The sequence below is a fragment of the Streptomyces nodosus genome (assembly GCF_008704995.1).
In the GTDB taxonomy this organism is placed as follows: domain Bacteria; phylum Actinomycetota; class Actinomycetes; order Streptomycetales; family Streptomycetaceae; genus Streptomyces; species Streptomyces nodosus.
This window is the reverse complement of sequence record NZ_CP023747.1, coordinates 546419-570752: the sequence shown is the minus strand read 5'-3', so window position 1 is coordinate 570752 and position 24334 is coordinate 546419. Positions and strand designations below refer to the sequence as shown.

At 70.5% G+C, this 24334-nt stretch carries 22 protein-coding genes; 6 read left to right on the top strand and 16 right to left on the bottom strand.

All coding sequences use genetic code 11. The features are described from left to right. The first annotated feature begins 18 nt into the window (after positions 1-18). On the top strand, positions 19-585 hold the full coding sequence (locus CP978_RS02905) for a cysteine hydrolase family protein (RefSeq protein WP_043437254.1): 567 nt from the start codon (positions 19-21) through the stop codon (positions 583-585). Beyond that, positions 582-1154 (top strand): YbhB/YbcL family Raf kinase inhibitor-like protein, encoded by a 573-nt coding sequence (locus CP978_RS02900; RefSeq protein WP_043437252.1) that lies wholly within the window; start codon positions 582-584, stop codon positions 1152-1154. Before CP978_RS02905 ends, CP978_RS02900 begins: the two co-directional genes overlap by 4 nt. Positions 1155-1310: 156 nt before the next feature. Here CP978_RS02900 and CP978_RS02895 read toward each other — a convergent pair whose 3' ends face one another. From CP978_RS02895 to CP978_RS02885, 3 genes are all read right to left on the bottom strand, one after another. Continuing rightward, positions 1311-3338 carry a HelD family protein gene (locus tag CP978_RS02895; RefSeq protein ID WP_174498600.1) on the bottom strand — a complete coding sequence of 676 codons (2028 nt, stop codon included), beginning with the start codon at positions 3336-3338 and terminating at the stop codon, positions 1311-1313. A 386-nt stretch (positions 3339-3724) separates the two neighbouring features. Further along, positions 3725-5101: a tetratricopeptide repeat protein gene (locus CP978_RS02890; RefSeq protein ID WP_150478130.1), complete on the bottom strand. Its 1377-nt coding sequence runs from the start codon at positions 5099-5101 to the stop codon at positions 3725-3727. A gap of 167 nt (positions 5102-5268) precedes the next feature. Further along, positions 5269-6045: an aminotransferase class IV family protein gene (locus CP978_RS02885; RefSeq protein WP_150478129.1), complete on the bottom strand. Its 777-nt coding sequence runs from the start codon at positions 6043-6045 to the stop codon at positions 5269-5271. 158 nt (positions 6046-6203) lie between these two features. Between CP978_RS02885 and CP978_RS02880 the strand changes: the two genes are divergently transcribed. Beyond that, positions 6204-6494: a nucleoside/nucleotide kinase family protein gene (locus CP978_RS02880; protein WP_227745301.1), complete on the top strand. Its 291-nt coding sequence runs from the start codon at positions 6204-6206 to the stop codon at positions 6492-6494. Between the two features lie 159 nt (positions 6495-6653). Here CP978_RS02880 and CP978_RS02870 read toward each other — a convergent pair whose 3' ends face one another. Together CP978_RS02870 and pip are read right to left on the bottom strand one after the other, a co-directional pair. Continuing rightward, complete coding sequence (locus CP978_RS02870) at positions 6654-8024, bottom strand: FAD-dependent oxidoreductase (RefSeq protein WP_043437250.1); 1371 nt, start codon at positions 8022-8024, stop codon at positions 6654-6656. A gap of 102 nt (positions 8025-8126) precedes the next feature. Further along, the gene (gene pip, locus CP978_RS02865) at positions 8127-9089 is read right to left on the bottom strand and encodes a prolyl aminopeptidase (RefSeq protein WP_043437249.1); all 963 of its coding nucleotides are present in this window, start codon (positions 9087-9089) and stop codon (positions 8127-8129) included. Positions 9090-9240: 151 nt separating this feature from the next. Between pip and CP978_RS02860 the strand changes: the two genes are divergently transcribed. Continuing rightward, complete coding sequence (locus CP978_RS02860; protein ID WP_043437248.1) at positions 9241-9840, top strand: DinB family protein; 600 nt, start codon at positions 9241-9243, stop codon at positions 9838-9840. A 6-nt stretch (positions 9841-9846) separates the two neighbouring features. Continuing rightward, the gene (locus CP978_RS02855; RefSeq protein ID WP_043437246.1) at positions 9847-10500 is read left to right on the top strand and encodes a class I SAM-dependent methyltransferase; all 654 of its coding nucleotides are present in this window, start codon (positions 9847-9849) and stop codon (positions 10498-10500) included. Between the two features lie 84 nt (positions 10501-10584). On the opposite strand, the gene CP978_RS02850 is transcribed toward CP978_RS02855, so the two are convergent. The 7 genes from CP978_RS02850 to CP978_RS02820 all read right to left on the bottom strand — a co-directional run bounded on the left by CP978_RS02850 (position 10585) and on the right by CP978_RS02820 (position 17736). Continuing rightward, positions 10585-11508: a GNAT family N-acetyltransferase gene (locus tag CP978_RS02850; protein WP_043437245.1), complete on the bottom strand. Its 924-nt coding sequence runs from the start codon at positions 11506-11508 to the stop codon at positions 10585-10587. A 327-nt stretch (positions 11509-11835) separates the two neighbouring features. After that, complete coding sequence (locus CP978_RS02845; protein WP_043437243.1) at positions 11836-12816, bottom strand: alpha/beta fold hydrolase; 981 nt, start codon at positions 12814-12816, stop codon at positions 11836-11838. Between the two features lie 495 nt (positions 12817-13311). Further along, positions 13312-13812, bottom strand: a complete 501-nt coding sequence (locus CP978_RS02840) for a hypothetical protein (protein ID WP_227745300.1) — start codon at positions 13810-13812, stop codon at positions 13312-13314. Positions 13813-14114: 302 nt separating this feature from the next. After that, complete coding sequence (locus tag CP978_RS02835; RefSeq protein WP_043437240.1) at positions 14115-14897, bottom strand: ABC transporter ATP-binding protein; 783 nt, start codon at positions 14895-14897, stop codon at positions 14115-14117. Further along, on the bottom strand, positions 14894-15925 hold the full coding sequence (locus CP978_RS02830; protein WP_043437239.1) for a FecCD family ABC transporter permease: 1032 nt from the start codon (positions 15923-15925) through the stop codon (positions 14894-14896). The genes CP978_RS02835 and CP978_RS02830 overlap by 4 nt, the downstream gene beginning before the upstream one ends. Continuing rightward, positions 15922-16686 carry a class I SAM-dependent methyltransferase gene (locus tag CP978_RS02825; RefSeq protein WP_043437238.1) on the bottom strand — a complete coding sequence of 255 codons (765 nt, stop codon included), beginning with the start codon at positions 16684-16686 and terminating at the stop codon, positions 15922-15924. The genes CP978_RS02830 and CP978_RS02825 overlap by 4 nt, the downstream gene beginning before the upstream one ends. Positions 16687-16728: 42 nt before the next feature. Beyond that, positions 16729-17736: an ABC transporter substrate-binding protein gene (locus CP978_RS02820; RefSeq protein WP_043437233.1), complete on the bottom strand. Its 1008-nt coding sequence runs from the start codon at positions 17734-17736 to the stop codon at positions 16729-16731. Positions 17737-18135: 399 nt separating this feature from the next. Here CP978_RS02820 and CP978_RS02815 point away from each other — a divergent pair, with 399 nt between their 5' ends. Continuing rightward, positions 18136-20403, top strand: coding sequence for a GH92 family glycosyl hydrolase (locus CP978_RS02815; protein WP_227745603.1), 2268 nt, complete (start codon positions 18136-18138; stop codon positions 20401-20403). A 212-nt stretch (positions 20404-20615) separates the two neighbouring features. On the opposite strand, the gene CP978_RS02810 is transcribed toward CP978_RS02815, so the two are convergent. The 4 genes from CP978_RS02810 to CP978_RS02795 are packed head-to-tail and all read right to left on the bottom strand — an operon-like array spanning position 20616 to position 24262. Beyond that, the gene (locus CP978_RS02810) at positions 20616-21368 is read right to left on the bottom strand and encodes a (2Fe-2S) ferredoxin domain-containing protein (RefSeq protein WP_107070335.1); all 753 of its coding nucleotides are present in this window, start codon (positions 21366-21368) and stop codon (positions 20616-20618) included. After that, positions 21358-22179, bottom strand: a complete 822-nt coding sequence (locus tag CP978_RS02805; RefSeq protein ID WP_079161976.1) for an ABC transporter ATP-binding protein — start codon at positions 22177-22179, stop codon at positions 21358-21360. Before CP978_RS02805 ends, CP978_RS02810 begins: the two co-directional genes overlap by 11 nt. Beyond that, on the bottom strand, positions 22176-23264 hold the full coding sequence (locus CP978_RS02800; RefSeq protein ID WP_079161975.1) for a FecCD family ABC transporter permease: 1089 nt from the start codon (positions 23262-23264) through the stop codon (positions 22176-22178). Before CP978_RS02800 ends, CP978_RS02805 begins: the two co-directional genes overlap by 4 nt. Next, positions 23261-24262 carry an ABC transporter substrate-binding protein gene (locus CP978_RS02795; protein WP_043437229.1) on the bottom strand — a complete coding sequence of 334 codons (1002 nt, stop codon included), beginning with the start codon at positions 24260-24262 and terminating at the stop codon, positions 23261-23263. Before CP978_RS02795 ends, CP978_RS02800 begins: the two co-directional genes overlap by 4 nt. Positions 24263-24334: the final 72 nt, after the last annotated feature.

Below are 24334 nucleotides of genomic sequence, written 5' to 3'. Positions count from 1 at the left end.
TCCACAGGAGAAACACCCATGGCGCTGACAACCATCGATCCCACGCCCGCGCTCGTCGTGATCGACCTGCAGAAGGGCATTGTCGCGGCCCACACCGACAGCCAGACGGCTGCCGCCGTCAAGCAGGCGACGCACCTGACGACCGAGTTCCGTCGGCACGGCCTGCCCGTGGTCCTGGTCAACGTCACCGGCCGCGCGCCGGGACGCACCGAGACCCAGCGCTTCGGGAGCATCGCCGCGCTGCCCTCCGGCTGGGCCGACCTCATCGATGAACTCGACGTCCGGCCGACCGACCACCTGATCACCAAACGACGGCGCAGCGCATTCCACGACACCGGGCTCGACACCCTCCTGCGGGACTCGGGCGTCACCCAGATCGTGCTCGCCGGAATCGCGACCAGCTCAGGCGTGGAGTCGACCGCACGCTCGGCCTCCGACTACGGCTACCACGTCGTCCTGGCCACCGACGCCATGAGCGACCCTGATGCCGATGCCCACCGCCACAGCACCGAACGCGTCTTCCCGAAACTCGGCGAGACCGCCACCGTCACTGACATCATCGACATGATCGAGGCAACACGATGACCCTGCTGGGCCGCATCCTGAAGAACCGCAGAGCAGGCGATACCCACACGGCGTGGAATCTGCCCCATCTGCAAAGTGCCGAGTCGCTGACCCTCACCAGCAGGCACTTCGGCGACGGGGACCCCCTTCCGCTGGAGCACTGCCTCAAGAACATCGGCGGCGACAACCTGTCCCCCCACCTGGCCTGGACCCCGCCGCCGGCCGGCACCGCCCAACTCCTCCTGGTCATGGAGGACATCGACGTCCCCATAGCCAAGCCCGCCGTTCACTGCGTCGCCCTGATCGACCCGGCAGCCCGAGAGCTGGTGCCCGGTGCCCTCGACGCACGGCAGCCGGCCGCCGGAGTTCAGGTGTTGCGCTCCAGCATCGGTCGCGGATACCACGGCCCCGGACCCATCAAAGGCCACGGGCCGCACCGCTACATCTTCCAGCTGTTCGCCCTCGCCACCCGCGTGGAAAGCACCCCCGGCACAGCGCAACCGAACCGGGTACGGCCCCGCGCCCTCCTGCCCGCCATCACCGCACCCGTCCTCGCCCGCGGCCGACTGACCGGCACCTTCGAACGCTGACCCCGGCCCCGGGCCCGCACCCATGCAGCGTGCCCAGGGCTGGAGACCCAGGCACCCAGGCCATCTCGGCTCATGCCTCGCGGCCGCCCTCATCATCCTCGTCCGGGTGGACGGTCGCCGGGTCACGCAGCGGGCGCGGGCGCGGGCGCCGAACCGTCAGGCGGGCTGGACGGTGACGGTGCAGAGGCGTTTGGTGGCCCGGGTCAGGGCTACGTACAAGTCCCTTTCCCCACCGGGGCGGGCCATGATGATCTCCCCGGGGTTCATGACGACGACCCCGTCGAATTCCAGACCGCGCGCTTCGGACGCCGGCACGACGCGTGCGTGGTGAGCTACGCCCTGGGCCGTCAGTTCGCTCACCCTGGTGTCCGCGCAGATCACTCCCAGAAGCTCACCCGGGTGCGCGGTGCTCTGGGCGCGGAGTTCCTGGACGACGGCGGTGACCAACCCGTCCGGGGGTGTGGTCGTGGTGCGAGGGCTCTCACCGCTTCGCAGCGACCGTGTGGGTTTCTGGTCCGGAGCGATCCGCGTGAGCAGGTCCCGGACGCTCTCCAGGATCGCCTGCGTGGTGCGGTAGCTGACGGTCAGGCTGTGCAGTTTGAACCTCGGTCCGAGGTGCGGGCTCAGTGCTTCCTTCCAGTCGCACGCTGTCGTGACCGGGCCTGCCTGGGCGAAGTCACCCACCAGCGTCATCGCCCTTGCCGGGCAGCGGCGTACGATCATCCGCCACTGCATGGCGGTCAGTTCCTGCGCCTCGTCGACGACGACGTGCCCGTACGTCCGCTCGGGAGGGCCGTCGACCAGGTTCGCCGCCTCGTCCAGCAACGGCACATCGGCATCGGTCCACGGGTCGTCAGGGCCGCGCAGCAGAAGGGACCGCTCCTGCGCGGTCAGGCGGGGCAGGCGCTCGGCGAGAGCGTCGGCGTCCGTCAGGAGCGCCTTCACGAGGTCACCGGGTACCAGCCGCGGCCACAACACCTCGACCGCTCGGTCGACACCGGCGTCGTCGAGGAGATCGGCTCGGATGGCGTCCAGGTCCAGCTCATGGACCGGGTCTGAGTCGGCCGCACCTTCGGCACGGCGCTGGTCGGCGCCCGTGAACCGGTCGAGGTTGATGCCCGTCATCCTTTCGGAATCGGCGTCGATCTGCTCCAGGAGGTCGCCCATGTCTCGTTGCATCGCATCGGTGATGGCGTCGACCAAGAGCTCTTTGAACACCTGGCGCGCGGAGTTGTGTCCCGGTACGGCGGTCACGGCGGCGTCGCGTGCCGTGGCGACTTCCTCGCGGGAGAGGTGAACCAGTTCCTGTCCGACCCGCACGGTGAAGTCACCGGCGGGGGCTTGGTGGACGCGCAGCAGGCCGGCCAAGGCGTCGGCGAGGTCGGAGCTGCCCTTCAGACGCGCCGTATCGAGCGGGCCCGCCGTGTCCGTGGACACTCCGGCCAGTTCCTGGCAGGTCGCCAGGACGACATCGTTCTCGCCGAGCGAGGGAAGGACCTGGGAGATGTAGTCGAGGAAGCGGGCGTTCGGGCCCACCACCAGGACACCCTCCTCCGCGGCGCGCGGGAACGCGTACAGGACGTAGGCCGCCCGGTGCAGGGCGACCACCGTCTTGCCCGTGCCGGGTCCGCCCTGCACCACGGTCACCCCGCGGTGGGCGGAACGGACGATCTCGTCCTGCTCGGCCTGCAGCGTCGCGACGGCCGCGTGCATCCTGCCCGTACGCCGTGCCGACAGAGCCTCGGTCAACGGGCCGTCCCCCACGACGTCCTCGTCGGTCGGGGCGGTCCCGTCCAGCAGTTCGTCGCTCACCGAGACGACCGTGCGCTCCTCGAGGCGCAGGTGCCGACGCCGCCGCAGGTCCATCGGGTGGACCGGTGTCGCCTCGTAGAAGGGCCGCGCCGCGTTCGCGCGCCAGTCCACGAGCAGAGGCAGGTCATCCTCCTCCGTATGCAGTCCGATCCGCCCGATGCGCAGAGCCGTGCCGTCCGTCCAGTCGATGCGCCCGAAGACCAGCCCCTTTTCGGCGCCCTCCAGCCGGCCGATTTCCTTGGCCAGACGCTCGGCGGCGATTTCTCTCTCGTATGCCTCACCGGCGCTGTCCGCCGGGGCCTTCAGCACACTCGCTCGATGCACTCGCGCCTCGGAAAGCCGCTCGGTGAGCAACTCATACAAGGAGGACACATAATCCTGCTCCGATTCAACCGCACGCACAGCGGGATCATTCATTTTCGACAACAGGGGGCTCCTTCGATTCGAGCCACACCATACGGTCAAAGTTCCATAAAGGTAAGTCTTGACTTACTTGTTGAAACTATGTCCCTACGACTGAATCCATGACGGCTGGCCGCCGTATTACGCATCATGCATTCCGCCGTTCCTATATCGCTAATTGCGCTCCCGATGCCCGCCTCCCCTATGGGCGGGCCAGCCCTTGGATGCCGGCGATATTTTCCCGCGCTCGGAAAGTGGGGGGAGATCCGCCGCGACGCCCGGCGACAGGCTTGTCCATGCCCGAACCATCGCCTGCGCGGCCCGGAGCATCCTGATGTGGACGTGACAGCGCCACCCTAGAAAGGTGGCTCCAGGGAGTACCCGTCTTCGCGGAGAAGGGCGGATTCGGGCTTCGATTCGGCGGCCCGCTGCTCAGCCACTGTGGGGTGGGCGGCGATAGCCTCGGCCGCCCTGCCTTGCCGGACCAGGACCTCGAACAGTTCCTCCCGTGCCTCGATCGTGCCGAGGTCCCGCAGTTCAGCGGCGGCGGCAGAGAGGTGGCCGGCGGTGCTGAGGAGGCCGGCCTTGACGATACGGGGGTCGGTCCAGGGGTCCGGGTGGGCTTCGGCCAAGGCGATCGCCTCGTCGGTGCGGCCGAGGCCGGCGAGGGCGAAGGCCCGCCACCAGTGCTGGAACTCTTCGTGACCATGGTGGGGCACGGTAAGGGGGTGCTCCAGGAGGCGGAGCAGTTCCTCAGGGCGGTCGAGGAGCGGGTAGACGAGTGGGGCCAGGAGGTTGGAGCAGTCGTACCAGCTGAAGCCGGGTTCGGCCACGGCGATCGCGTCGTCCAGACGGCCGTCCCGTAGCAAGGCCGAGGAGAGCCAGGCCCGGTACCCGACCCAGTCGTCAGCGGCGATGGCGTCACGCATCACAGTCTCGGCTTCATGGGCCCGGCCGTGGTCGCGAAGGGCGCCGGCGTAGATGTGCAGGACGGTGTGTGCGTCCTGTCCGGTGGCCAGCTCGCGTAGCTCGTCGAGCCGGTGGTGACGTGCCAGCAGTTCGGCATAGGCGGTGAGGGTGTTCAGGGTGAGGTAGGAATTCTCGACTATGTCCTGGCCGAGGATCCGGATCGCCTCGTCGGCGCGGCCTGCGCGCTCAAGCACCCGGGCCTGGAGTTCCTGCGCGTCCGAGCAGGAGTAGTCCCACCGGCCCTCGTCGCGGGCTCGCCGCGCGGCTTCGGCGTGCGGGGCGATCAACTCCAGCACCCGCTCGTCACGGTCCTGACCCTCTGTGATCTCCACCAGGACCGACCGGATCCACGACTCACCGATGTGCGGGACGAGCAGGTCGATGGCCTCGTCGACGCGCCCTGCCTTGGCGAGCAGCTCGGCGAAGTCGCGGTGTTCGGTCCTCGAGGTGCGGCCTGCTTCGTCGGGACGGACCAGATCCCGGGCCTCCTCCGTCCGGCCCGCCCGGAGCAGGATGTCGGCCTTCGCCCACAGGGCGGGCCGCCACCCGGTTATGACGAACGGCTCCATCACCTCCAGCGCCCGTCCGAACTCCCCCGCCCGGCACAGCTCCTCCACCGCGCTCTCCGCGCAGAACCACTCGCCGCGTTCCGCCGCTGCCCGGATCACCAGGTCCAGGTGACCGTGCTCCAGCAGGAGCCCCACCCTTCTCGGAGCAATGCCGCGATTGTTGCTCGCCTGCCAGACAAGATCGTCCATGTCCATGGCCGAAAGCGTAGAAGTAGCCACTGACATGCCGCCGAGGGGCGTTCGACCGGTCGGCTCGACTTACGCGGGGCAACAGCCCCCGTCACCCCGCCCCGGGCGGACGCATGACATTTGACGACAACTCATAGCCGCCTCCTCAACGAGAGCCCACCCGTACCGGGGCCCTACAAACGTTCGCCCGGGACGGCGAGATAGGCCTTCCGGAGTTGGCTGAGCACCGGGTGCTCCGTGGCCATCGGCACATCATCGACGGCGGACAGCGCCCGCACCCCGATCGTCGTGTTGGTGGCGAACGCGGCGTGCATACCCCGGGCTTCCGCGAGAGTCACGGGCATGGTGCGGTGCTCCCCGGACCGCTGGAGCAGCGCCATCGTCACGCCGGGCAGCACGTCGGCCTCCGGCCAGACGACGCCGTCCGCGTCGATGAAGCCCACATTCCATGTCGCGCCCTCCGACACACGGTCGTCCGGCCCGATGAACAGCGCATCGTCGTAGCCGTCCAGCAGCGCCGAACGCCGTGCGTGCAGAGCGCCGAAGAGGCCTGTGTGCTTGACCGCGGGCACATCCCGCTCGTAGCGGACGGACTTCACGCGCAGCGGCGGCATCGGCAGGCGGCCGGCCGGGCGCACGGTCACGAGGACGCCGGGGTGGTCCGCCCTGTCGGGGTGCCCCACCTCCACGGCCGGATCGAAGACGGTCACCCGCACGACGAACGAGCCCGTCAGATCACCGGCGGCCTGGCGCACGTACGCGCGGACCTGCTCCGGGTCCAGCTCCGCGCCCATCACCGTCCGGCAGTCCCTGACGAGGCGTTCAAGATGGAGGCCGAGGCCGCGCACGCGCTGATCGTCCACACGCATCGAGGTGAAGTGGCCGTAGTTCGTCAACGCCAGAGTCAGCAGGGCATCGGGGGTGACAGGTCGTCCGTTCAGCGTCGCCATGGGCATCAGGATGGCAGCAGCCGGCCATCGCGGAGCACGGCGAGGTGTCCCGCCGTGTCGATAGGTTTACTTCCATGAGATCACCCCAGGCAGATGTGCATCATTCGGCTTCGTCCTGGCGGCAGCCCTGTCCTCCGCCGGCCTCCGACGAGCGCAGCATGCTGGTCGAAAAGATCGCCAAGCGCATCCTGGCTCTCGGTGAGGGCCGCCTGCTCGTGGGAGTCGACGGTTTCACCGCCGCCGGGAAGACGAGCTTCGGGCATGAACTGGCCGAGTGGATCAGTGCTGCGGGGCGACCGGTGCTCCGGGCGACCCTGGACGACTTCAAGAAGCCCTGGCGGGACCGGCACCTCTATGACCGGGAATCCGGCGAGGGGTACTACCGCAACGCATACGACCTGTTCGTTGGACGACACACAAATGGCGGCCGGAACTACTGTTGGACCTGATCGAGCAGGCCGGACTGCGCCCGGTTGCCGAGCTTCGGCTGCCTGCGGACGAGCAAAGCGGGCCGGGCCTGGTAATCATGGCCAAACGCCCCGGCTGAGGGCCGGGCACCGGCGGCGGCACAGGGCGCCATACCGGGGTCCGTCACCTGGCGCCTACCGCTATTTTGTGAGTGCTTCCCACTGGTCCCGGGTCGGGCCGTCGTGTTTCGGTGTGAAGTCCGGGTGGGCGGTCAGCCAGGCGGTGATGTGCTGGTCCACCTCGTCGGTGCCGTAGGCCTCCTCGGCTGATCGCAGGAGATGGCGTACCTGGGCCCGGGCTCGCATGACGACGGGATCGTCGAAGGCGCAGGCGGCCCGGGCGGCAGCGCGTCGATCTGCGGGTGGTGCGCCTTCGGCGAGGCGTTGCCCGTCGGCTCGGTCGGCCTTGACCTGCGCGTCGAACCACGGGCGGAGGGCCTTTGTTGTCCACATGTGGTAGCCCATGGGGTCCGCGGCGATCTGGTCGACCTGGCCGGCGAGGTGCTGGGCGGCAAGCAGACAGAGGGCCGCGCCATGACCGAAGGTGGGATTGGTGTGGATGAGGCTGTCCCCGGCGTTGACCAGGCCGGTGACGAGGGGCCCGTCGTCGTCGGCGAGGGCGGTCCAGCGGTTGTCCAGGCCGGCCATCGCCAGCACGGCGGAGCGCGGTTCGGGGGCCAGGCCGAGCCAGGCGGCGGTCGCGGGGAAGCGGCGAGCGACGGCCTCGAACACGGCAGGGTCGGTGAGCGCGCCGCGGGTCGGGTCACCCGTGGAGAGCACCAGGCTCACGGCGAAGGTGCCGTTGTCGGAAGGGAAGACGCCGGCGAGCGCGAACGGCGCGGCCGAACCGGTCTTCACCCGCCCGGGATCGCGTGGACCGTCGGCGCGCAGGCGGTACCAGCGGCACACATAGGCGATCCCGGTGCGGTGGCTGTCGACCACGGGCGGGCGGCAGCCGGCCGCGGCCAGCCAGGCGGGCACCGGCGAGCGCCGACCCGATGCATCCACGACGAGGTCCGCCTGGTGCGTTTCCGAGCCCACCTGCACCCCGGTGACCCGGGCAGGACGGCCCTCCCGGAAGGTGAGGGCGCGCACCCGGCAGCCCTGCCGCACCTCGACGGTGGGTTCGCGCCGCACGGCCGCGGTCAGGGCGGCCTCCAGCACGATGCGGCGGGTGCGCAGGGTCACCAGGTCCTCATCGCCTGCCCTGTGCGGCGGGCGCTCATCGAACCAGTCGAACTCGTGGTACTCCCGTGCTCCCCGGGCCAGCAGGTCCGTGTAGACGTCGGGGGCCTCAGCGCGCAACACGGTGCGGACGGGCGCGAGCAGCGAGTGGGGCTGGACGGACTGCGGGACCCGGGGCCTGTCCCAGTGGAAGAAGTCCCGGTCCAGGTCCTCTCCGGCCCTCCGCGCGTCCTGTTCGAACAATGTGACCCTGTGGCCTCGTCGGCCGAGCATGAGCGCCGTCCCCAGCCCGCTGATACCCCCACCGATCACCGCAACCCGCGCCACCGATCTCCCCTTCGCGTCCTGTTGCGGAACGAGCCTAATGACTGACGATCTCCAGTCCGCAATCGGCGTTGTCGTCCGTGGTGGTGCGGGGGCGGCCCGGTCTCACCGCGGGCGAGCGAATCGGTCGAGGGCTCCGAGGACATGGGCGCGGGTCGTGTCGCTGGCCAGGTGGCCCGCGTCTCCGACGACGACCAGCTCCGCGTCGGGCCACGCCCGGGCGAGTTCCCACGCTGTGTCCAGCGGGCCTCCCATGTCGCGGCTGCCGTGGACCAGTACGCCGGGGATGCCGGTCAGACGGTGGGCGTCGCGGAGCAGGGCGCCTTCCTCCAGCCACGCGCCGTGGGAGAAGAAGTGGGAGCAGATCCGGACCAGGGCCAGTCGCGCGGTCGGAGGGCGGTCACCGAACGGATTGGAGTCGCCGTTCGTCTCACCGGACAGGACCGCGTCCTCCCAGGCGCACCAGTCGGCCGTGGCCTTCTCCCGTACCGCGGCGTCCGGGTGTTCCATGAGACGTGCGTAGGCCGCGACGACGTCACCGTCCCGCGGAGTGCCGGGGGCTCCCGCCAGGAAGCGCTCCCACTGCTCGGGGAAGAAGCGGCCCACGCCCCGGTAGAGCCAGTCGATCTCCGAGCGCCTGGTGGTGGTGACGGCGGCGATGACGATCTCCGACACCCGCTCCGGGTAGGTCTCGGCGTAGGCCAGGAGCAGCGTGGAACCCCATGAGCCGCCGTACAACAACCAGCGGTCGATGCCCAGATGCTCCCGCAGCCGCTCCATGTCGGCGATCAGATGCGGGGTGGTGTTGTGCCGCATGTCGGTCGCCGGGTCGCTCGCGTGAGGGGTGCTGCGGCCACAGCCGCGCTGGTCGAACAGGACGACCCGGTACCGGTCCGGGTCGAAGAACTGGCGCGCCCTGGGCCCGCACCCCGAGCCTGGACCGCCGTGCACGACGAGTGCGGGCTTGCCGTCCGGATTACCGCAGACCTCCCAGTACACGAGGTTGCCGTCGCCGACGTCGAGCATCCCCTTCTCGTACGGCTCGACCGGCGGATACAGCTCACCCATCTCCAGACCTCCCGACAACCGAATTCGCCGACACGGACAAGGACTTGTAGTAGACAGCATGGCCGAGCCGACACCGCCGATCCACCGGAAACCCGAGGCCTCGTCGCTCGCCGGAGCCCCGTTGTCAGTGCCGGGTGAAAGACTGCCTGGCATGATCGAACCGAACCCGAAAGCGGACCTCCTCCGTTACCTTCAGGAGGCCCGGAACGCCCTGCTGTGGAAGCTCGACGGACTCTCGGAGTACGACGTCCGCCGCCCGTTCACCCCCACGGGCACGAACCTGTTGGGGCTGGTCAAACATGTCGCCGGCGTGGAGCTGGGGTATTTCGGTGACACATTCGGACGGCCGTTCTTCGACAAGCAGCCGCCGCACTGGTGGTACACGGAGGACTCGGAACCCAACTCGGACATGTGGGCCACCGCGGACGAGTCGCGTGAGGAGATCGTCGAGCTGTACCACCAGGCGTGGGAACATTCCGACAGTACGATCGCGGCGCTGAGCCTTGACGCGATCGGTCACGTGCCGTGGTGGCCGGAGGACCGCCGCGAGGTGACGCTGCACCACATCCTGGTGCGCGTGACCTCCGACACTCAGAGGCACGCAGGCCACGCCGACATCGTGCGAGAACTCATCGACGGATCCGTCGGCCATACGCGGGGCAAGGACGACATGCCACCAGGGGATCAGGCATGGTGGGAGGGCCACCGGAGCCGACTGGAGCGCGTGGCACGAGAAGTCGGTAACGGCTGACGCGCCATGTCCGACCTCGACAGCCAGGTCCCCTACTGGGATGCCGCCGCGGCCACCAAGACGTTCACCCACCCGCTCCATCTGCCCTGGCTCGACAGGGCCGGCAGGCACGCCGCGATACTCGACTATGGATGCGGCTACGGCCGCATCATGAAGGAACTCGAGCAGCGCGGCTTCAGCGACCTCACGGGCGTCGACGCCTCACCGGCAATGATCAGCCGGGCACGCCGTCTGCACCCCGCCATGCGCTGTGCCGCCCTGGACGCACCACCTGCCACGCCCTACCCGGACGCAAGCTTCGACGCCGTTCTGCTCTTCGCCGTGCTGACCTGCATTCCCGGCGATGAAGCCCAACACCGGTTGATCGCCGAGCTGAACCGCGTCCTCAAGCCCGGTGGGATCCTCTACATCAGTGATCTTCTGCTGCAGGACGACGAACGCAACCGCAGCCGCTACGACCGCCATGCTGATCACTACGGCAGCTATGGCGTGTTCGAAACCGGTGACGGTGCGGTATGCCGCCATCACCCCCGCGAGTGGTTCTCCACCCTGCTCGCCGAGTTCCGGACCACCGACACCCGGACCATCACGGTGTCCACCATGAACGGTCACGAGTCGACGGGGATCCAGATCCTCGCCCGTAAGCTCATATCGGCATGAGCGCAGTGCGGCAGTGGGCTGCTCCTGCCTTCCGCGTACCGCCGGCGGGGACACCGGCTGGGGGTGTCCCCGCCCGACGCCCGGTCACTTCCAGGTCATGTTGATCTCACGCTCGAAACTGACGTACCCGGCGCGCCGGAAGGCGTTCGCCATCGGGACGTTGCCGAGATCCGTGGACGCACGGATGCGGGGGACGCCCTGCCGCGCGAGAACGCGGGTGCCCTCGGCGAGGATGTCGGCGATGTAGCCGTTGCCGCGGTGTGCGGGCAGCACCGCGATATAGGCGATGATCGGGTTGTAGCCGTTGTGGGCCGGGATGACGAATCCCACGGGCTCTCCCTGGGGCAGGGTCGCGATACGCCACCAGTCACGCGGGCTGGTGTAGCGCGCGAGTTCGTCCTCGTAGTGCCTGACGGCCGTCTCATGGGCGGACATCCTGGTCAGGTCGTCACGGCTGTGTGCGTCCAGGGTGCCGTCCAGTACCGAGGTCATCAGGGCCACGAGATCCTGGGCGTCATGGGCCGGCTGGAACACAAGGCGCTCGCCGGGCTCTGGAACCGGGGATTCCGGACGCCATTCCAGGCGTAGTCGCTCGACGAAGAGCTGGGCACCGGTCCGTTCCAGCACCGTCATGCGATCTTCGACGGCTCGTCTGACCGCCGCGTCCTCCCGCCAGTCCGGCGGGACGAAACGGCTGTACTCAGGTGGACGCGCCCCGTTCGGGAGGCCGGCAGCCATTGCGGTGTGCAGAAGCCGCACCCCTATGTCCAAGCGATCGGGTTCCGTGCTGCGGTCGTCGATGTCGACGACGTCGAGGATCTGCGGTGTGTCGCTGCCCGGCCGGCTCCACCAGGCTGCCCTGGCCAGCAGACGGTCACCGCGCAGGGCGACCCACATCCACTCCGGACGTCGGCGACCGTTGGCGAGGTCGTCCGCCAGTTCTTTGTTGAGGACGTAAGGGAGCCGGGAGAACAGGTCGAGTTCTTCGCGTCCGGCGATCGGACGCATGGTCAGTTCGTTCGTTTTCACGGTCGAGTCACGCTCCGGTGAAGGCGCCCGTCCGCTCCGGGGTCAGAGGCGGTCCGTACCTCGGGAGGACACAAGCGCGGTGATCATGGCGATCATGGGCTTATCCCTCCTCTCGCGTCCATGGCCCCTCAACCTTCGTGGCGGGGGTCCCGCAGTAACGTCTATCCAACCGCAGCCCTTGCCCGCAAACCCTTTTCGATCTCCCTGCTCCCGACAGCGCCGAGCACGCCCCAGGTCCGGGCCCGCGGAGCAGTGCCCGGTGCGTGCCCGGCTGTTCGGGCCCGCACCGGGCGGTGTGCGGTGGCGTCAGTTGGGGAGGGCGGCGAGCCAGTCGGTCAGCAGACGGTTGACTTCGGCGGGGCGTTCCTGCTGGATCCAGTGGCCGCAGCCGTCGAGGAGGTGGGAGGAGACAAGGCCCGGCAGTGTGACGGGGTAGGCCTCGATCGCGGCGGCCAGCCAGGTCGTGGAGGCGTCCTGGCCGCCGCCGATGAACAGGGACGGCTGGGTGATGGGGGCGTTGTCGAAGGCGACGAGGTCCTCCCAGTCGCGGTCCATGTTCCGATAGCGGTTGAGTGCCCCGGTCATGCCGGTGCGTTCGAACTCCCCGGCGTAGACGTCGAGGTCCCTTTCGCTGAGCCAGGCGGGCAGCCGGCCGGCGGGGAACCGGTCACGCAGCATCCCGCCCTTGCTGACGAAGTGCGGATCGGGCGCGCCGGGTGCGGGCATGGTGTCGGCGGAGAGGGCCGCGTAGAAGCCGGAGAGCCAGCCGCGGACGTCGGGTTCGATCTCGGCCTCGGCGCGGCCCGGCTCCTGGAAGTACGAGACGTAGATCTCCTCGTCCCCGCCCATGCCGGCGAAGATGTCGCTGGGGCGGGGGCCGCCGCGCGGGGCGTAGGGAACGCTCAGCAGTGCCACGGCCCGGAAGACCTCCGGCCTGAGCAGGGCGGAGTTCGCGGCGATGGTGGCGCCCCAGTCATGGCCGACGATCACCGCCGATTCCTCACCCAGGGCGTGCACCACGGCGACGTTGTCCTCCACCAGGGCGCGCATCCGGTACGCGTCCGTGGCGTCGGGCTTGGAGGAGCGCCCGTAACCACGGACGTCGATGGCGACCGCGCGGTATCCGGCCGCCGCGAGCACCGGCAGCTGGTGGCGCCAGGAGTACCAGGATTCCGGGAACCCGTGGACGAGCAGCACCAGCGGCCCGCTTCCCTGTTCCACGAGGTGGATCCGGCCTCCCGGCGTGGACACCAGCCGGTGTGTGATCTCCGTGGCGTGCTGCGACATGTCTCTGCTCCCAGGGTCGTCGGTCTGCCGGCCGCGCGGACGGCCCGCTTCTGCCGTTCTGCCGGTTCAACGCCGATCCTGCGGAAGAACCTGCCCGGGAGCCGAGTCCATTTGCTGATTCCGCAAGCCCGGCCTTCGGCACCGGCACCGGCACCGGCACCGGCACCGGCACCGGCACCGGCAGCTACGGCGACGGCGACGGCGACGGCCCCCCGCCTCGGCAGGGGGCCGTCGTCGATCCGTTCGCGGTCAGCGGCGGGTCCGTAACCAGATGATCACCAGGGTGACCGCGCCGCTGCCGAGGCTGTACGACGCTCCCCGGATCACCTGCCGGTGAACGGTCCGACCGTACTTTCGCGGCCATTCCCGCAGGTGGTGGGCCATACGGGAGAATGAGGTCTTCAGCTTGCCACTGTGCACTTGGCATCCTTCTCACAAGAGATACGTGGGCTGCTGTGGTGCAGGAGCCCCTTCCGGCGGCCGGCCTCGGAGACCTCAGCGGCGGGTGAAGTCGTGCAGCTGGTCGGCCAATCGGCGGTCGGGGCGCCGGACGATGATGCAGGAGCCGGTCTTGACGGTGGCCAGGCGGTCGACCTCCATCTCAAGGCCCCCGGTCGGGGCGCCGGCCAGGCTGGAGCCGTTCCTGCGGACATACAGCGCGACGGCTTCCAGGATGGCGAGGAAGGCCTCGTCGGGCGCCTCGGCACCGAGGACGTCGTGGGTGACCTCGTGCAGCCAGTGCTGGGCCTCGCGGGTCTCGCCCAGCCCCAGGTGGTGCAGATGGAGGCAGTACGCGGCGGCGCGGTGGCCGGCCCCGGCGGCGAGCTGCCACCAGAACTGGGCGCTTTCGCGGTGGTCGGTCAGATGGAGGAGGCAGGCGAAGACCAGGGCACCGTCGACGTCCAGATGGGGGTCGTCGGCGGGGGCGTCGGGTTCCTGGGCGAGGCGGTCGACGTGTTCGGCGGCGTCGGGCTTGTTCAGGATCCAACGGCACACCTCATATGACCCTCAAAAAACATTACTCTGCGATCTTTTTTGTAAGCGGAACGTGATCACCGAGTTGGGTCAGGAGTCGGGAAACGGGCCCTGAGCTGCAGCGGTGGAGACCGACGCGAAGGTTGTTTTTTCAAGAACCGTCGGACTCGTGGCACACATCACACGATGCCTGACCTTGCCCGGACATCTCGTGAGCGCAAGCCATCACGGACGGCCGGGAACGCGCGAACCCGATCCCCCGTCACCCCGGCGAGCGAAGCAAGGCGTTGAAGGGCTCGCCGGCCGCGCGGAACCGATGGTGCTCACCGCCGGGGCAGCGGGGACAGACGCAGGTCAGGTCTGCCGTCCGGGCCCGGGTGCACGGTGGCCCGGACCCGGTAGACCTGCTCCAGGAGGCGTGGGGTGAGAACCGTGGCGGGAGGGCCGGCCGCGACCACCCGGCCGGCGTCCAGGAGCACCAATCGGTCGCAGTAGCGGGCCGCCAGGTCGAGTTCATGGAGCGCCGCGACGACCGTGGCGTCGGTGCGCGAGAGCAACTCCATGAGGCCGAGCCGGTGGCTGATGTCCAGATGGTTGGTGGGTTCGTCGAGCAGCACCACGGGGGTCTGCTGGGCCAGCGCCCGGGCGATGTTCACCCGTTGCCGTTCGCCGCCGGACAGTCCGGCCCAGGACCGTTCGGCGAGCGCCGTCACCTCCATCGCCGCCATGGCCTGTCCGACCGCCCGGACGTCCTCGTCGGTGGTGGCCGAGCGTCCGCGGTGCGGGGCCCGGCCCAGCATGACGACCTCCGACACGGTCGTGTCGACGTCCGAGGCGGTCTCCTGGGCGACGAAGGCCAGCCGGCGGGCGACCTCACGCCTCTTCAGGGCCGCGACGTCGGATCCGTCCAGCAGGGCGTGCCCGGAGGTGGGGCGGCGCAGCCCGGCGAGCAGACGCAGCACGGTGGACTTGCCCGAGCCGTTCGGCCCGATCAGCCCGGTGAAGCACCCCGGCGGCACGTCGAAGGAGACGTCGTCGACGACCGTGCGGCCGCTTGCCGCCCACTCCAGCGAGCGCGCCGCGCACGCGATCCCCGGGCCCCTCACGGCGCGGCCGTTCGTCTGCGCAGCAACGCCGCGAAGGCCGGAACACCGATGAGCGCGGTGAGCACGCCGACCGGCATCTCCCCGGCACCGAAGGCGCTGCGCGCGGCCGTGTCCGCCCAGATCAGAAAGACCGCCCCGAGCAGTGCCGAGGACGGCAGCAGCACCCGGTGCGGCGCCCTGTTGAGCATCCGCGCCGCGTGCGGGACCAGCAGGCCGACGAACCCGATGGCGCCGCTGGCCGCGACGAGGGAGCCGGTGACGACGGCCGTCGTCCCGTACAGCACCAGCTCGGTGCGGGGCGGCGAGAAGCCCAGGGTCGAGGCGGTCTCCCGGCCGAAGGCGAGTGCGTCGAGACGGCGGGCGTACAGCAGACAGACCAGCAGGCCGGCCGCGGTGGTCGCGGTGCACACGCCCACCGAGGTCCAGTCGGCGGAGGCCAGCGAGCCGAGCAGCCAGAACGTCACCGCCCTGGTGCGTTCGGCGTCGCCGGAGCGGACGACGACAAGGCTGGTGAGCGCGCTGAACAGCTGGGAGGCGACGACACCCGACAGCACCACCTTGGTGGCGGAGCCGAGCGAGCGGCCCAGCAGGAGCAGGACGCAGCCGAAGGCCGCCATCGCGCCGGCGAAGGCCCCGGCGGGCAGGCCGAGGCCACCGAAGCCGAGCACCAGGACCAGTACGGCCCCGGTGGACGCGCCGGCCGACACCCCGAGGAGATAGGGGTCGGCCAGCGGATTGCGGGTCACGGCCTGCAGGACCGTGCCGCACACCGCGAGTCCCGCCCCCACCAGCGCGGCCAGCAGGACGCGCGGCAGCCGCAGGTTCCACACGATGCTGTCCCGCAGCGGAGGCAGCGCCTCCCAGGGCGCTCCGAGATGGGCGCCGATGCTGCGGGCCACGTCCAGCGGCGGTATGTCGGCGCTGCCCGTACCGACGGCGACGAGCATGGACAGCGGCAGCAGAGCACCGCAGCCGACGAGGACGAGCACGCCCCGCCGACGGCCTGCCCCGGTGACGGCAGTGGTCATCGGCGGGCGAACACCACATAGTCGTCGAGGTACTGCCAGACCGTTCCCGCCTCGGTGAAGCCCGCGGTGCGCAGGGCCGACAGATGGAAGTGGAGCGGCGCCGGCGGCTGCGGCGGACGGTCCGCGAACCGCTGCTCTCGTTCGGCGGCGAGCGGGGGCATGCCCGGCTGCGCCACCGCGAGTTCGTACCAGTCGTCCCAGGTGTCGGCACCGGCGGCGAACGTGGTGCGCTGCACCTCGGCGTCGTGCCGCTCGGACAGCGCGCCCAGGGTCTGGTGCTCGGGCCCGTAGCGCAGATGGTCGGCGTTGAGGAAGACCGCGCCCGGCGGCAGCAGGTCGGCCAGCGCGGTGTAGGCACGCAGCAGTTGGGTGGGGGAGAGCCAGTGCAGGGCGGTGGAGGAGACGACGGCGTCGAACCTCTCTCCGGCCAGCGGTTCGGCCCAGTCGGCGCGTACGAGGTCGGTGTCCACGACGGTCGCCCGGTCGCCGTGCTCCGCGAGCACCTCACCGGCTATGCGCAGCAGCACGGGGTCGTAGTCGACGGCCGTGACCCGCGCCCCGGGGAAGGCGCGCAGGACACGGTCGGCCAGGGAGCCGGGGCCGCAGGCGAGGTCCAGCACATGGAACGACTCGGGCAGGGCAAGGCGCAGTACGTCCAGCATCGACTGGAAGCGCAGCTCCCGGTGGGCGACGTAGGCGGATTGCTGGGCGTCCCAGCGCTCCAGGAGAACGCGCGGGGGCAGAGCGGTGGTGTCGGTCATGCAGATGTCCTTCGAACGGGTGGGGACGGGACGGGGGCGGTGTCAGCCGTAGAGGGCGGCCAGTCCCTTGCTGACCTCCTCCGCCAGGCTGACGCTGCGGATGGAGGGGTCCATGGCCGAACCGGGCACCACGATGAAGCGGTTGTGGCGCACGGCGTCGAGCTGCGAGGTGACGGGATGGGAGCGCAGGAACCGCTTCTTCGCCTCGGCGCTGTCCCCGTCCCCTCCGCGGGTCAGATCCGCCAGCACGATGACGTCCGGGTCACGCTCGGCGATCTTCTCCCAGTTGCCCGCCGGCCACTTCTGATGGATGTCGTCGAAGGCGTTGTCCACCCCCACCAGTTCGCTGACCGTCGAGGGCAGCCCGCCGTGCCCGGCGATATAGGGCGTGGTGGTGCCGGAGTAGTACCACATCACCTTCGCACCGGTGTTCTTCGGCGCCTCGCGCACCGCCCGGTCGAGCCGGACGCGCAGATCCTTGACCGTCCTCTCCCCGCGCTTCTCGACGCCGAAGATGGTGGCGATGTCCTCGATCTCGTCGAAGACGGCGTCGAAACGCACCTCGCCGGGCGTCAGTTCGGGTTTCTCGCAGTCATGGGCGGAGAGGTAGGCCGGCACACCGAGCTTCTTCCAGCCGGCGCGGGGGCCCGCCGCCTCGTCGGCGTATGCCGAGGAGAGCGTGGAGTACAGGAAGTCCGGCTCCTCGGCGAGGACGGCCTCATGGCTGGGGTACTGCTTGGCGAGCACCGGAACCTTCCGGTACTCCGCGGCCAGTGAGGGGAGCACGGGATCCGTCTGGTAGGAGGTGCCGGCCATCCGGTCGGCCAGCCCCAGGCTGAGCATGATCTCCGTGGCGTTCTGCTCCAGGGAGACGGCTCGCTCAGGGGGAGCGGGCACCCTCGTGCTGAGACCGCAGCTGGTCGTGACCGTGCCGGAGGGCCGTGCCGCGTCCGGGGTCCCCGGGGAGGCCGTGTTGCTCGCACCGCAGGCGGCGAGTCCGGGGAGCAGCAGGCAGGCGCCGAGCAACCCCTTAATGCGAATGGTTTTCATATTCGAGAAAGATAGCCGCGGCGGCGAGCGTGGCCGGACCGCTCCGGCGGTCCGTCCCCGCAGGTGTCATGGTGTGCGGCATTCCCTGGCTCCCCGTCAGTCGCCCTCCCTCGCAATGGCGTTGATGGAGCGACGCCCCCGTGGCCGGAGCGTGTGCGGCCGGGCCGGCCAGCCGGGATGTGCGCAACGTCACTCGACCTCGGCATGCTTCGGAGGGGTCGGGGGAGGGGTTGGGGTCACCGAACCGGGGTCGCCGACAGTCTTGACGAGTACACGACGGCGACGAAGAATGGCACACCGTTCGTGACAACGTTGTCCGACCCTCCAGGAGGCCATTCCGTCATGAACCGCTCCCGACAGCTTCGTGCCGCGGGGACGATGGTGGCTGCGGCCCTGCTGATGTTCGCCGCGCTCGTCTCTCCCGCGCCCCCGGCAGCCGCCCAGCAGGGTGACCTCGTCGATCTGGTCAATCCGTTCATCGGGACGGAGAACGAGGGCAACACCTTCCCCGGCGCGGCCGTGCCCTTCGGCATGGTGCAGCTCTCGCCGGACACCGGCCACAACACCGGCTACGACTATGCCCAGGACCACATCCGCGGCTTCTCCCTGGTACACCTCTCCGGCGTTGGCTGCGGGCTCGGCGGTGACCTGCCGGTGCTGCCGACCGTCGGTGACGTCACGGAGACGGACTACGCGAAGTACGCGGCCTCCTTCCGCCACGACGACGAGCAGGCGAGCCCCGGCTACTACCGGGTCGGCCTGTCCTCCGGGATCACGGCCGAGCTGACGGCGAGCACCCGCACCGGGGTGCAGCGCTACACCTTCCCGGCCACCGACAAGGCCAACGTCCTGCTGAACGCGGGCCAGGCACTGCACCAGACGCTCTCCACGAAGGTGGAGATCCTGGACAGCCGCACCGTACGCACCGCCATCACCGGCCAGGGCTTCTGCCAGGACACCCGGCCCTACACCGTCTACACGCTCACCCGTTTCGACCGGCCCTTCACCGCGTACGGCACCTGGGACGGCACCAAGGTCACCGCCGGTTCCACGGCCGGCCCCGGCGGCGCCTACCTCCGCTTCGACACCACCAGGAAGCGCACGGTCGAGGCGACGACCGCGCTGTCCTACGTCGACGCCTCCGGTGCGGCGGGCAACCTGCGCGCCGAGGGCGGCCGTTCCTTCGACGTCGTGCGACAGGCGGCGCGGCGGGCCTGGGAGGACCGGCTCGGCGACATACGCGTCCAGGGCGGCGACGCCACCGTACGCCGCACCTTCTACTCGGCGCTGTACCGCTCGTTCCTGGCGCCCAACGTGGGCAGCGACACCGACGGCCGCTACACCGGATGGGACCAGCGCGTCCACCGCACCCAGGGCTTCACGTACTACCAGAACTGGTCGCTGTGGGACACCTACCGCACCCAGGCCCAGTTCCTGGCGCTGCTCGCGCCCGGTGAGGCCCGGGACATGGCCATCTCGGTGATCCGGGTCGCCGAGGAGAGCGGCTGGCTGCCCAAGTGGGGCTACGGCACCGTCGAGACCAACATCATGACCGGCGACCCCGTCACCCCCTACCTGACCAACGCCTACCAGCAGGGCCTGCTCAAGGGGTACGAGGAGCGGGCGTACCAGGCACTGAAGAAGAACGCCGACGGCGTGCCGCCCGCCGGTTCCCCCGCCGTGGGCCGCGAGGCGAACCAGGAGTACCTCCACAACGGCTTCGCCCCCTACCTCGCGAACCGGCCGCACGCGAAGCCCGGTGACTCGGACTACGACCACGGGGCCTCGGCGACCCTGGAGTACGCCCTGTCGGACGCGATGCTCGCCCAGATGGCCCGCTCGCTCGGCCACCGGGCGGACGCCGACCGGTACGCCGCCCGCTCCCGCAACTACCGCAATGTCTTCGACCCCTCGACCGGCTTCTTCCGCGCCCGCGACGCCTCCGGCGCCTTCACCGGACCGGCCGACCCGGCGCAGAGTGTCGGCTTCCACGAGGGCACCTCCTGGCAGTACCAGTGGCTCGTGCCGCAGGACCTGCCCGGCATGACCGACCTCATCGGAGGCAGGCAGGCCGCCAACGACCGCCTCGACGCCTTCTTCGCCTACGACCAGCTTCTGAAGGACCCGGTGAAGACCACCCGCGAGGTGTGGGTCAACGGCGCCTACGACTACTACAACGCCGACAAGTACAACCCGCAGAACGAACCCGACCTCATCGCCCCGTACACCTATCTCTCCACGGGGCAGCCCTGGAAGACCACCGACGTGGTGCACGCCGCGCTCACCCTGTTCACCGACGAGCCGACCGGAATGACCGGCAACGACGACCTGGGCACCATGTCCGCCTGGAACGTGCTGTCCGCCATCGGACTGTTCCCGGTGCAGCCCGGCTACCCCACCTGGGGCCTGACCACGCCCGTCTTCGACCGTGTCGACCTGCGGCTGGACCGCCGCTACCACCCGGGCGGACACCTCACGATCAATGCTCCGGGAACCTCCGACTCCAACCGCTACATCCAGAAGGTCCGCACCGACGCATCGCCCTACGACCGGACCTATCTGACCACCGGCGCACTGCGCGGACTGCGCTCGATCGACTACACGGTCGGTCCCCGGCCCTCGACCTGGGGCACCTCTACACAGGCCGCACCGCCCGCCCTGAAGTGACGACGCCTCACCGACCGTAGGCGCACGCCCCGGCCGATCAGCCGCGGGCGATCCGCCTGGACCCCGGTGCGCACGCCCCGGCCACGACCGATCACCGGTCCCTGGCCGGGGCACCTGCCGGTCCCCGGGCGGCGCTCCGGCGGGCGGGACCGCTCGGGGCGCAGCCCCCGGAGACCATGCCGGAGGGGCCGCGGACGCCGCCGCGGACGCCGTCAGCCTTCCTCCGCACCGCCCGTACGGTCGCTCCTGTGCCGGGGGAGGCGGTGCGCCGTGACCGGCCGGCCGCCGATGAGATGCTCCGACAGGATCGTGACGGCAGCCGCCGCGTCCACCCGCCCGTACCAGACGTCGTCGGGCTGCACACTGACCACCGGCGCCTGGTTGCAGGGGAACTGGCACCCCGTCTGCGTCACCAGGACGTCGTCGTCGCCCAGCCCGTGCTCCGTCAGCCGCCGCACGAGCGCGGCCAGGGTCTCGTCCGCGCCCTTGGCCGTACAGCGCGGCCCGCGGCACACCAGGACCTGGTGCCGGTGGCCGGGGACCTCGTTCCAGGCCGCGGAGGTCAGGCCGGGCTCCGCACCGGTGATCGGCTTGACCTCCGCCGCCACGGTCACGGCGTCCGCGGCGGCGGCGAGCCGGGTGGCGACGAGCAGAGCGGGGCGGTGGCCGACGCGCTCCCGCCACCAGTGCGCCGCGATCCGCCGCAGCCATGAGTGGCCCGGACCCGAGGCTCCCAGACGGATCCCGATCAGTACGACGGTCTCCGTCCCCGCGTCGGCCAGCCTGGTCAGCTCGGCCGACAGGGACGGGTCGCCCTGCTGCAGGAACGCCGTTGTGGCGCCCAGGGGTGCGGCCGCCCCGAGCAGCTCGGCCCTGCGGTCGGCCTCCGTGAGGGACATGCCGACCAGGACCGTGGCCCGGTCCCGGTCGGGCGCCGCGGGGGCGTTCGTACGGTCACGGCTCATGACGCGGCCCTTCGGGAAGCAGTCCGTTCCACCGGATGTGCGGTCTGTCGTGCCGGGGATGCCGCTCCACGGTCGCGTCGACCCGGTAGACACGCGCGATCGTCTCCGAGGTGAGCACCTCGCGCGCGGGCCCATGGGCGACCAGGCGGCCGTCGAACAGCACGGCGATCTCGTCGCAGTACGCCGCGGCCAGTTCGAGGTCGTGCAGGGCCGCGACGGTGGTGATGCCGAGTCCGCGCACGGTTTCCAGGAAGCCGATCTGATGGCGCAGGTCCAGGTGGTTGGTGGGCTCGTCCAGCAGAAGCACCCCGGGTTCCTGCGCCAGGGCCCGCGCGAGCTGGACCCGCTGGCGCTCCCCGCCGGACAGGGACGCCCAGGTCCTGTCGAGCAGCCCGCCGACGGCGACAGTGGTGACGGCGTCGCCGATCACGGACCGCTCGCGGTCGGCGGCGGAGCCCGCGGGGACGGGCCAGCGGCCGCGGTGCGGAGTGCGCCCCAGCTCGATGACCTGACGGGCCGTCAGCGGCAGTGTGGTGTCGGCCTGCTGCTCCATGAACGCCACCCGGCGCGCCCGTCGGCGGGCCGAGAGGGCGTACAGATCACCGCCGTCGAGGAGGACCCGGCCCGTCTGCGGCCGGCGCAGACCGGCGAGGGCCCGCAGCAGCGTCGTCTTGCCGGCACCGTTCGGCCCGAGCAGTCCCGTCGTCCTGCCGGGGGCGAAGCCCAGCCGCACATCCGTCAGCAAGGTGGCGTCGTCGATCCGCACGCCGACGTCCTCGGCCCGCAGCACCACCGGGTCCCTGCCGGTCATGACCGGCCCCCCGCGGTGGACCCGTTGCGTCCCTGGAGCCACAGCAGCCATGCGAAGAACGGCGCGCCCAGTCCGGCGGTGACGATGCCGACCGGTATCTCCCGGTCGCTGAGCACCGAACGCGCCACGATGTCACTGCCCACCAGCAGCGACGCGCCGAGCAGCGCCGACATCGGCAGCAGCAGGGCATGGCGCGGGCCGCAGACCAGGCGGACGACATGCGGTACGACCAGGCCGACGAATCCGATGACCCCGGTGTGGGCGACCAGACACGCGGTCACCAGCGCGGCCGTGGCGATCAGGGCCCAGCGGACACGTTCGACAGGGACGCCGAAGGAGCGGGCCGCGGTCTCACCGAACGCGAACGCGTCCAGGTCCCGGGCGGCCGTGACCATGACCAGCGTGCCGAGGACGGCCACCGCGGTCAGGAAGAGCGCCGTGTGCCACCGCACGCCGGCCACCGAGCCCAGCGTCCACTCCATGACGCCCCGCGCGGCATCGCGGTCGCCGAGGACCAGCACCACGAACGAGGTGTACGCGGCGCACATCTGCCCCACCGCGATACCGGCCAGCACGGTCCGAGCGGCCGGCAGGGACCAGGTGCGCGCACCGGCCAGGGTCAGCACGACGACCACCGCGAGCAGGGCGCCCACGAAGGCGGCCGCCGAGAGCGCGCCGGTGGCCGCGGCGCCGGTGGCTCCGACGCCGAGGACGATCACGGTGACCGCGCCGACGGCCGCCCCGTCGGAGATTCCGAGCAGATAGGGGTCTGCCAGATCGTTCCCCGTCAGGGTCTGCAGCACCGCGCCGCACATCGCGAGGCCCGCGCCCGTCGCCGCGGCCCCCAGGACCCGGGGCAGCCGCAGCTGCCAGACGATCTGGTCGTCCAGCAGCGTGACCGGGGCGCTGCCGAGGCCGAGCCGGCGCAGGACTACGTCGGCCACCACGCCCGGCGGCTCATGGACGGATCCCACGGCGAGGCCGGCCAGGGCGACGGCCGGCAGCAGGACCGCAGCGACGGCCAGGGCCACCGCCGCACGACTCGGGCCTGCCGGCCGTGCGGCGATGCGGTCGGCCGCGGTCATGAACGCGGGTGCACCTTGCTGAGACCGGCCGAGAGCCGGGCGGCGCCGTCGGCGAGCAGTACACCGGGTGTCGTCTCGGAGAACGGCACGACCACGAAGGCATGGTGCCGGACAGCCGTGAGCTTGCTCAGCACAGGATCGTGCTCCAGATAGTCGATCTTGGACTGTGCGGTGTCCCGGTCGGCGTCCGCGAGCACGATGACGTCCGGGTCCGCGGCGATCACCTTCTCCCAGCTCGCGTGCTGCCAGCCACCGGGCAGCGCGCCGAAGACGTTGCGGGCGCCTACGGCGTCGAGCAGCAGCTGGGGGCCGCCGTGGCCGGCACCGACGTAGGGGGTCTTGGTGTCCGAGTCGTACCAGAACACCTTCAGGCCCTTGCCCGCCGCCGTGGCCTCGAGCGCGGAGAGCTGCCGCTTCTGCTCCTTCTGGAGGGCGGCCGCACGCGGCGCGACACCGAAGACCTCGGCGACGTCGGCCAGTTCGTCCCACACCGTCTGGAAGGACGGCGGCGGCGCCTGCTTGCCGCCGGGGCAGCCGAGCCTCGACAGATACGACGCGATGCCCTCGGTTCTCAGCTCCGCCTGAGTGCCCGCCACCTTGTCGGTGAACGCGCTGGAGTAGGAGGCGTAGAGGAAGTCCGGGTGCGCCGCCAGGAGCTTTTCCTTGCTCGGGTACTCCTTGGCCAGCACCGGGACGCTGTCGTAGGCCGCCTTCCACTTCGCCGGGATAGCGTCGTCCAGGTAGGCCGTTCCGGCCATCCGGGACTCCAGGCCGAGTGCCAGGGCCACTTCGGTGGCGCCCTGGTTCAGGGTGACCAGCCGGTTGGGGGGTGCCGCGACGGTCGTGGTGACGCCGCAGCTGCTCACGCTCACCGGCGCGGGCCGGCCGCTCCCGGACGTGGCGGCGGACTCGTCGGCCGCGGGTGCGCCCGTGCAGGCGCCGAGCGCACCGACGAGCAGGAGCGCCGCGGCGGCGAGACCGGAGCGCGCCGAACGCACCGGACGCGTGGGACGCGTGGGACGTATGGACCGTCGAGATCGAAACGGACGCAGGGGACCGCTGGGCACGTG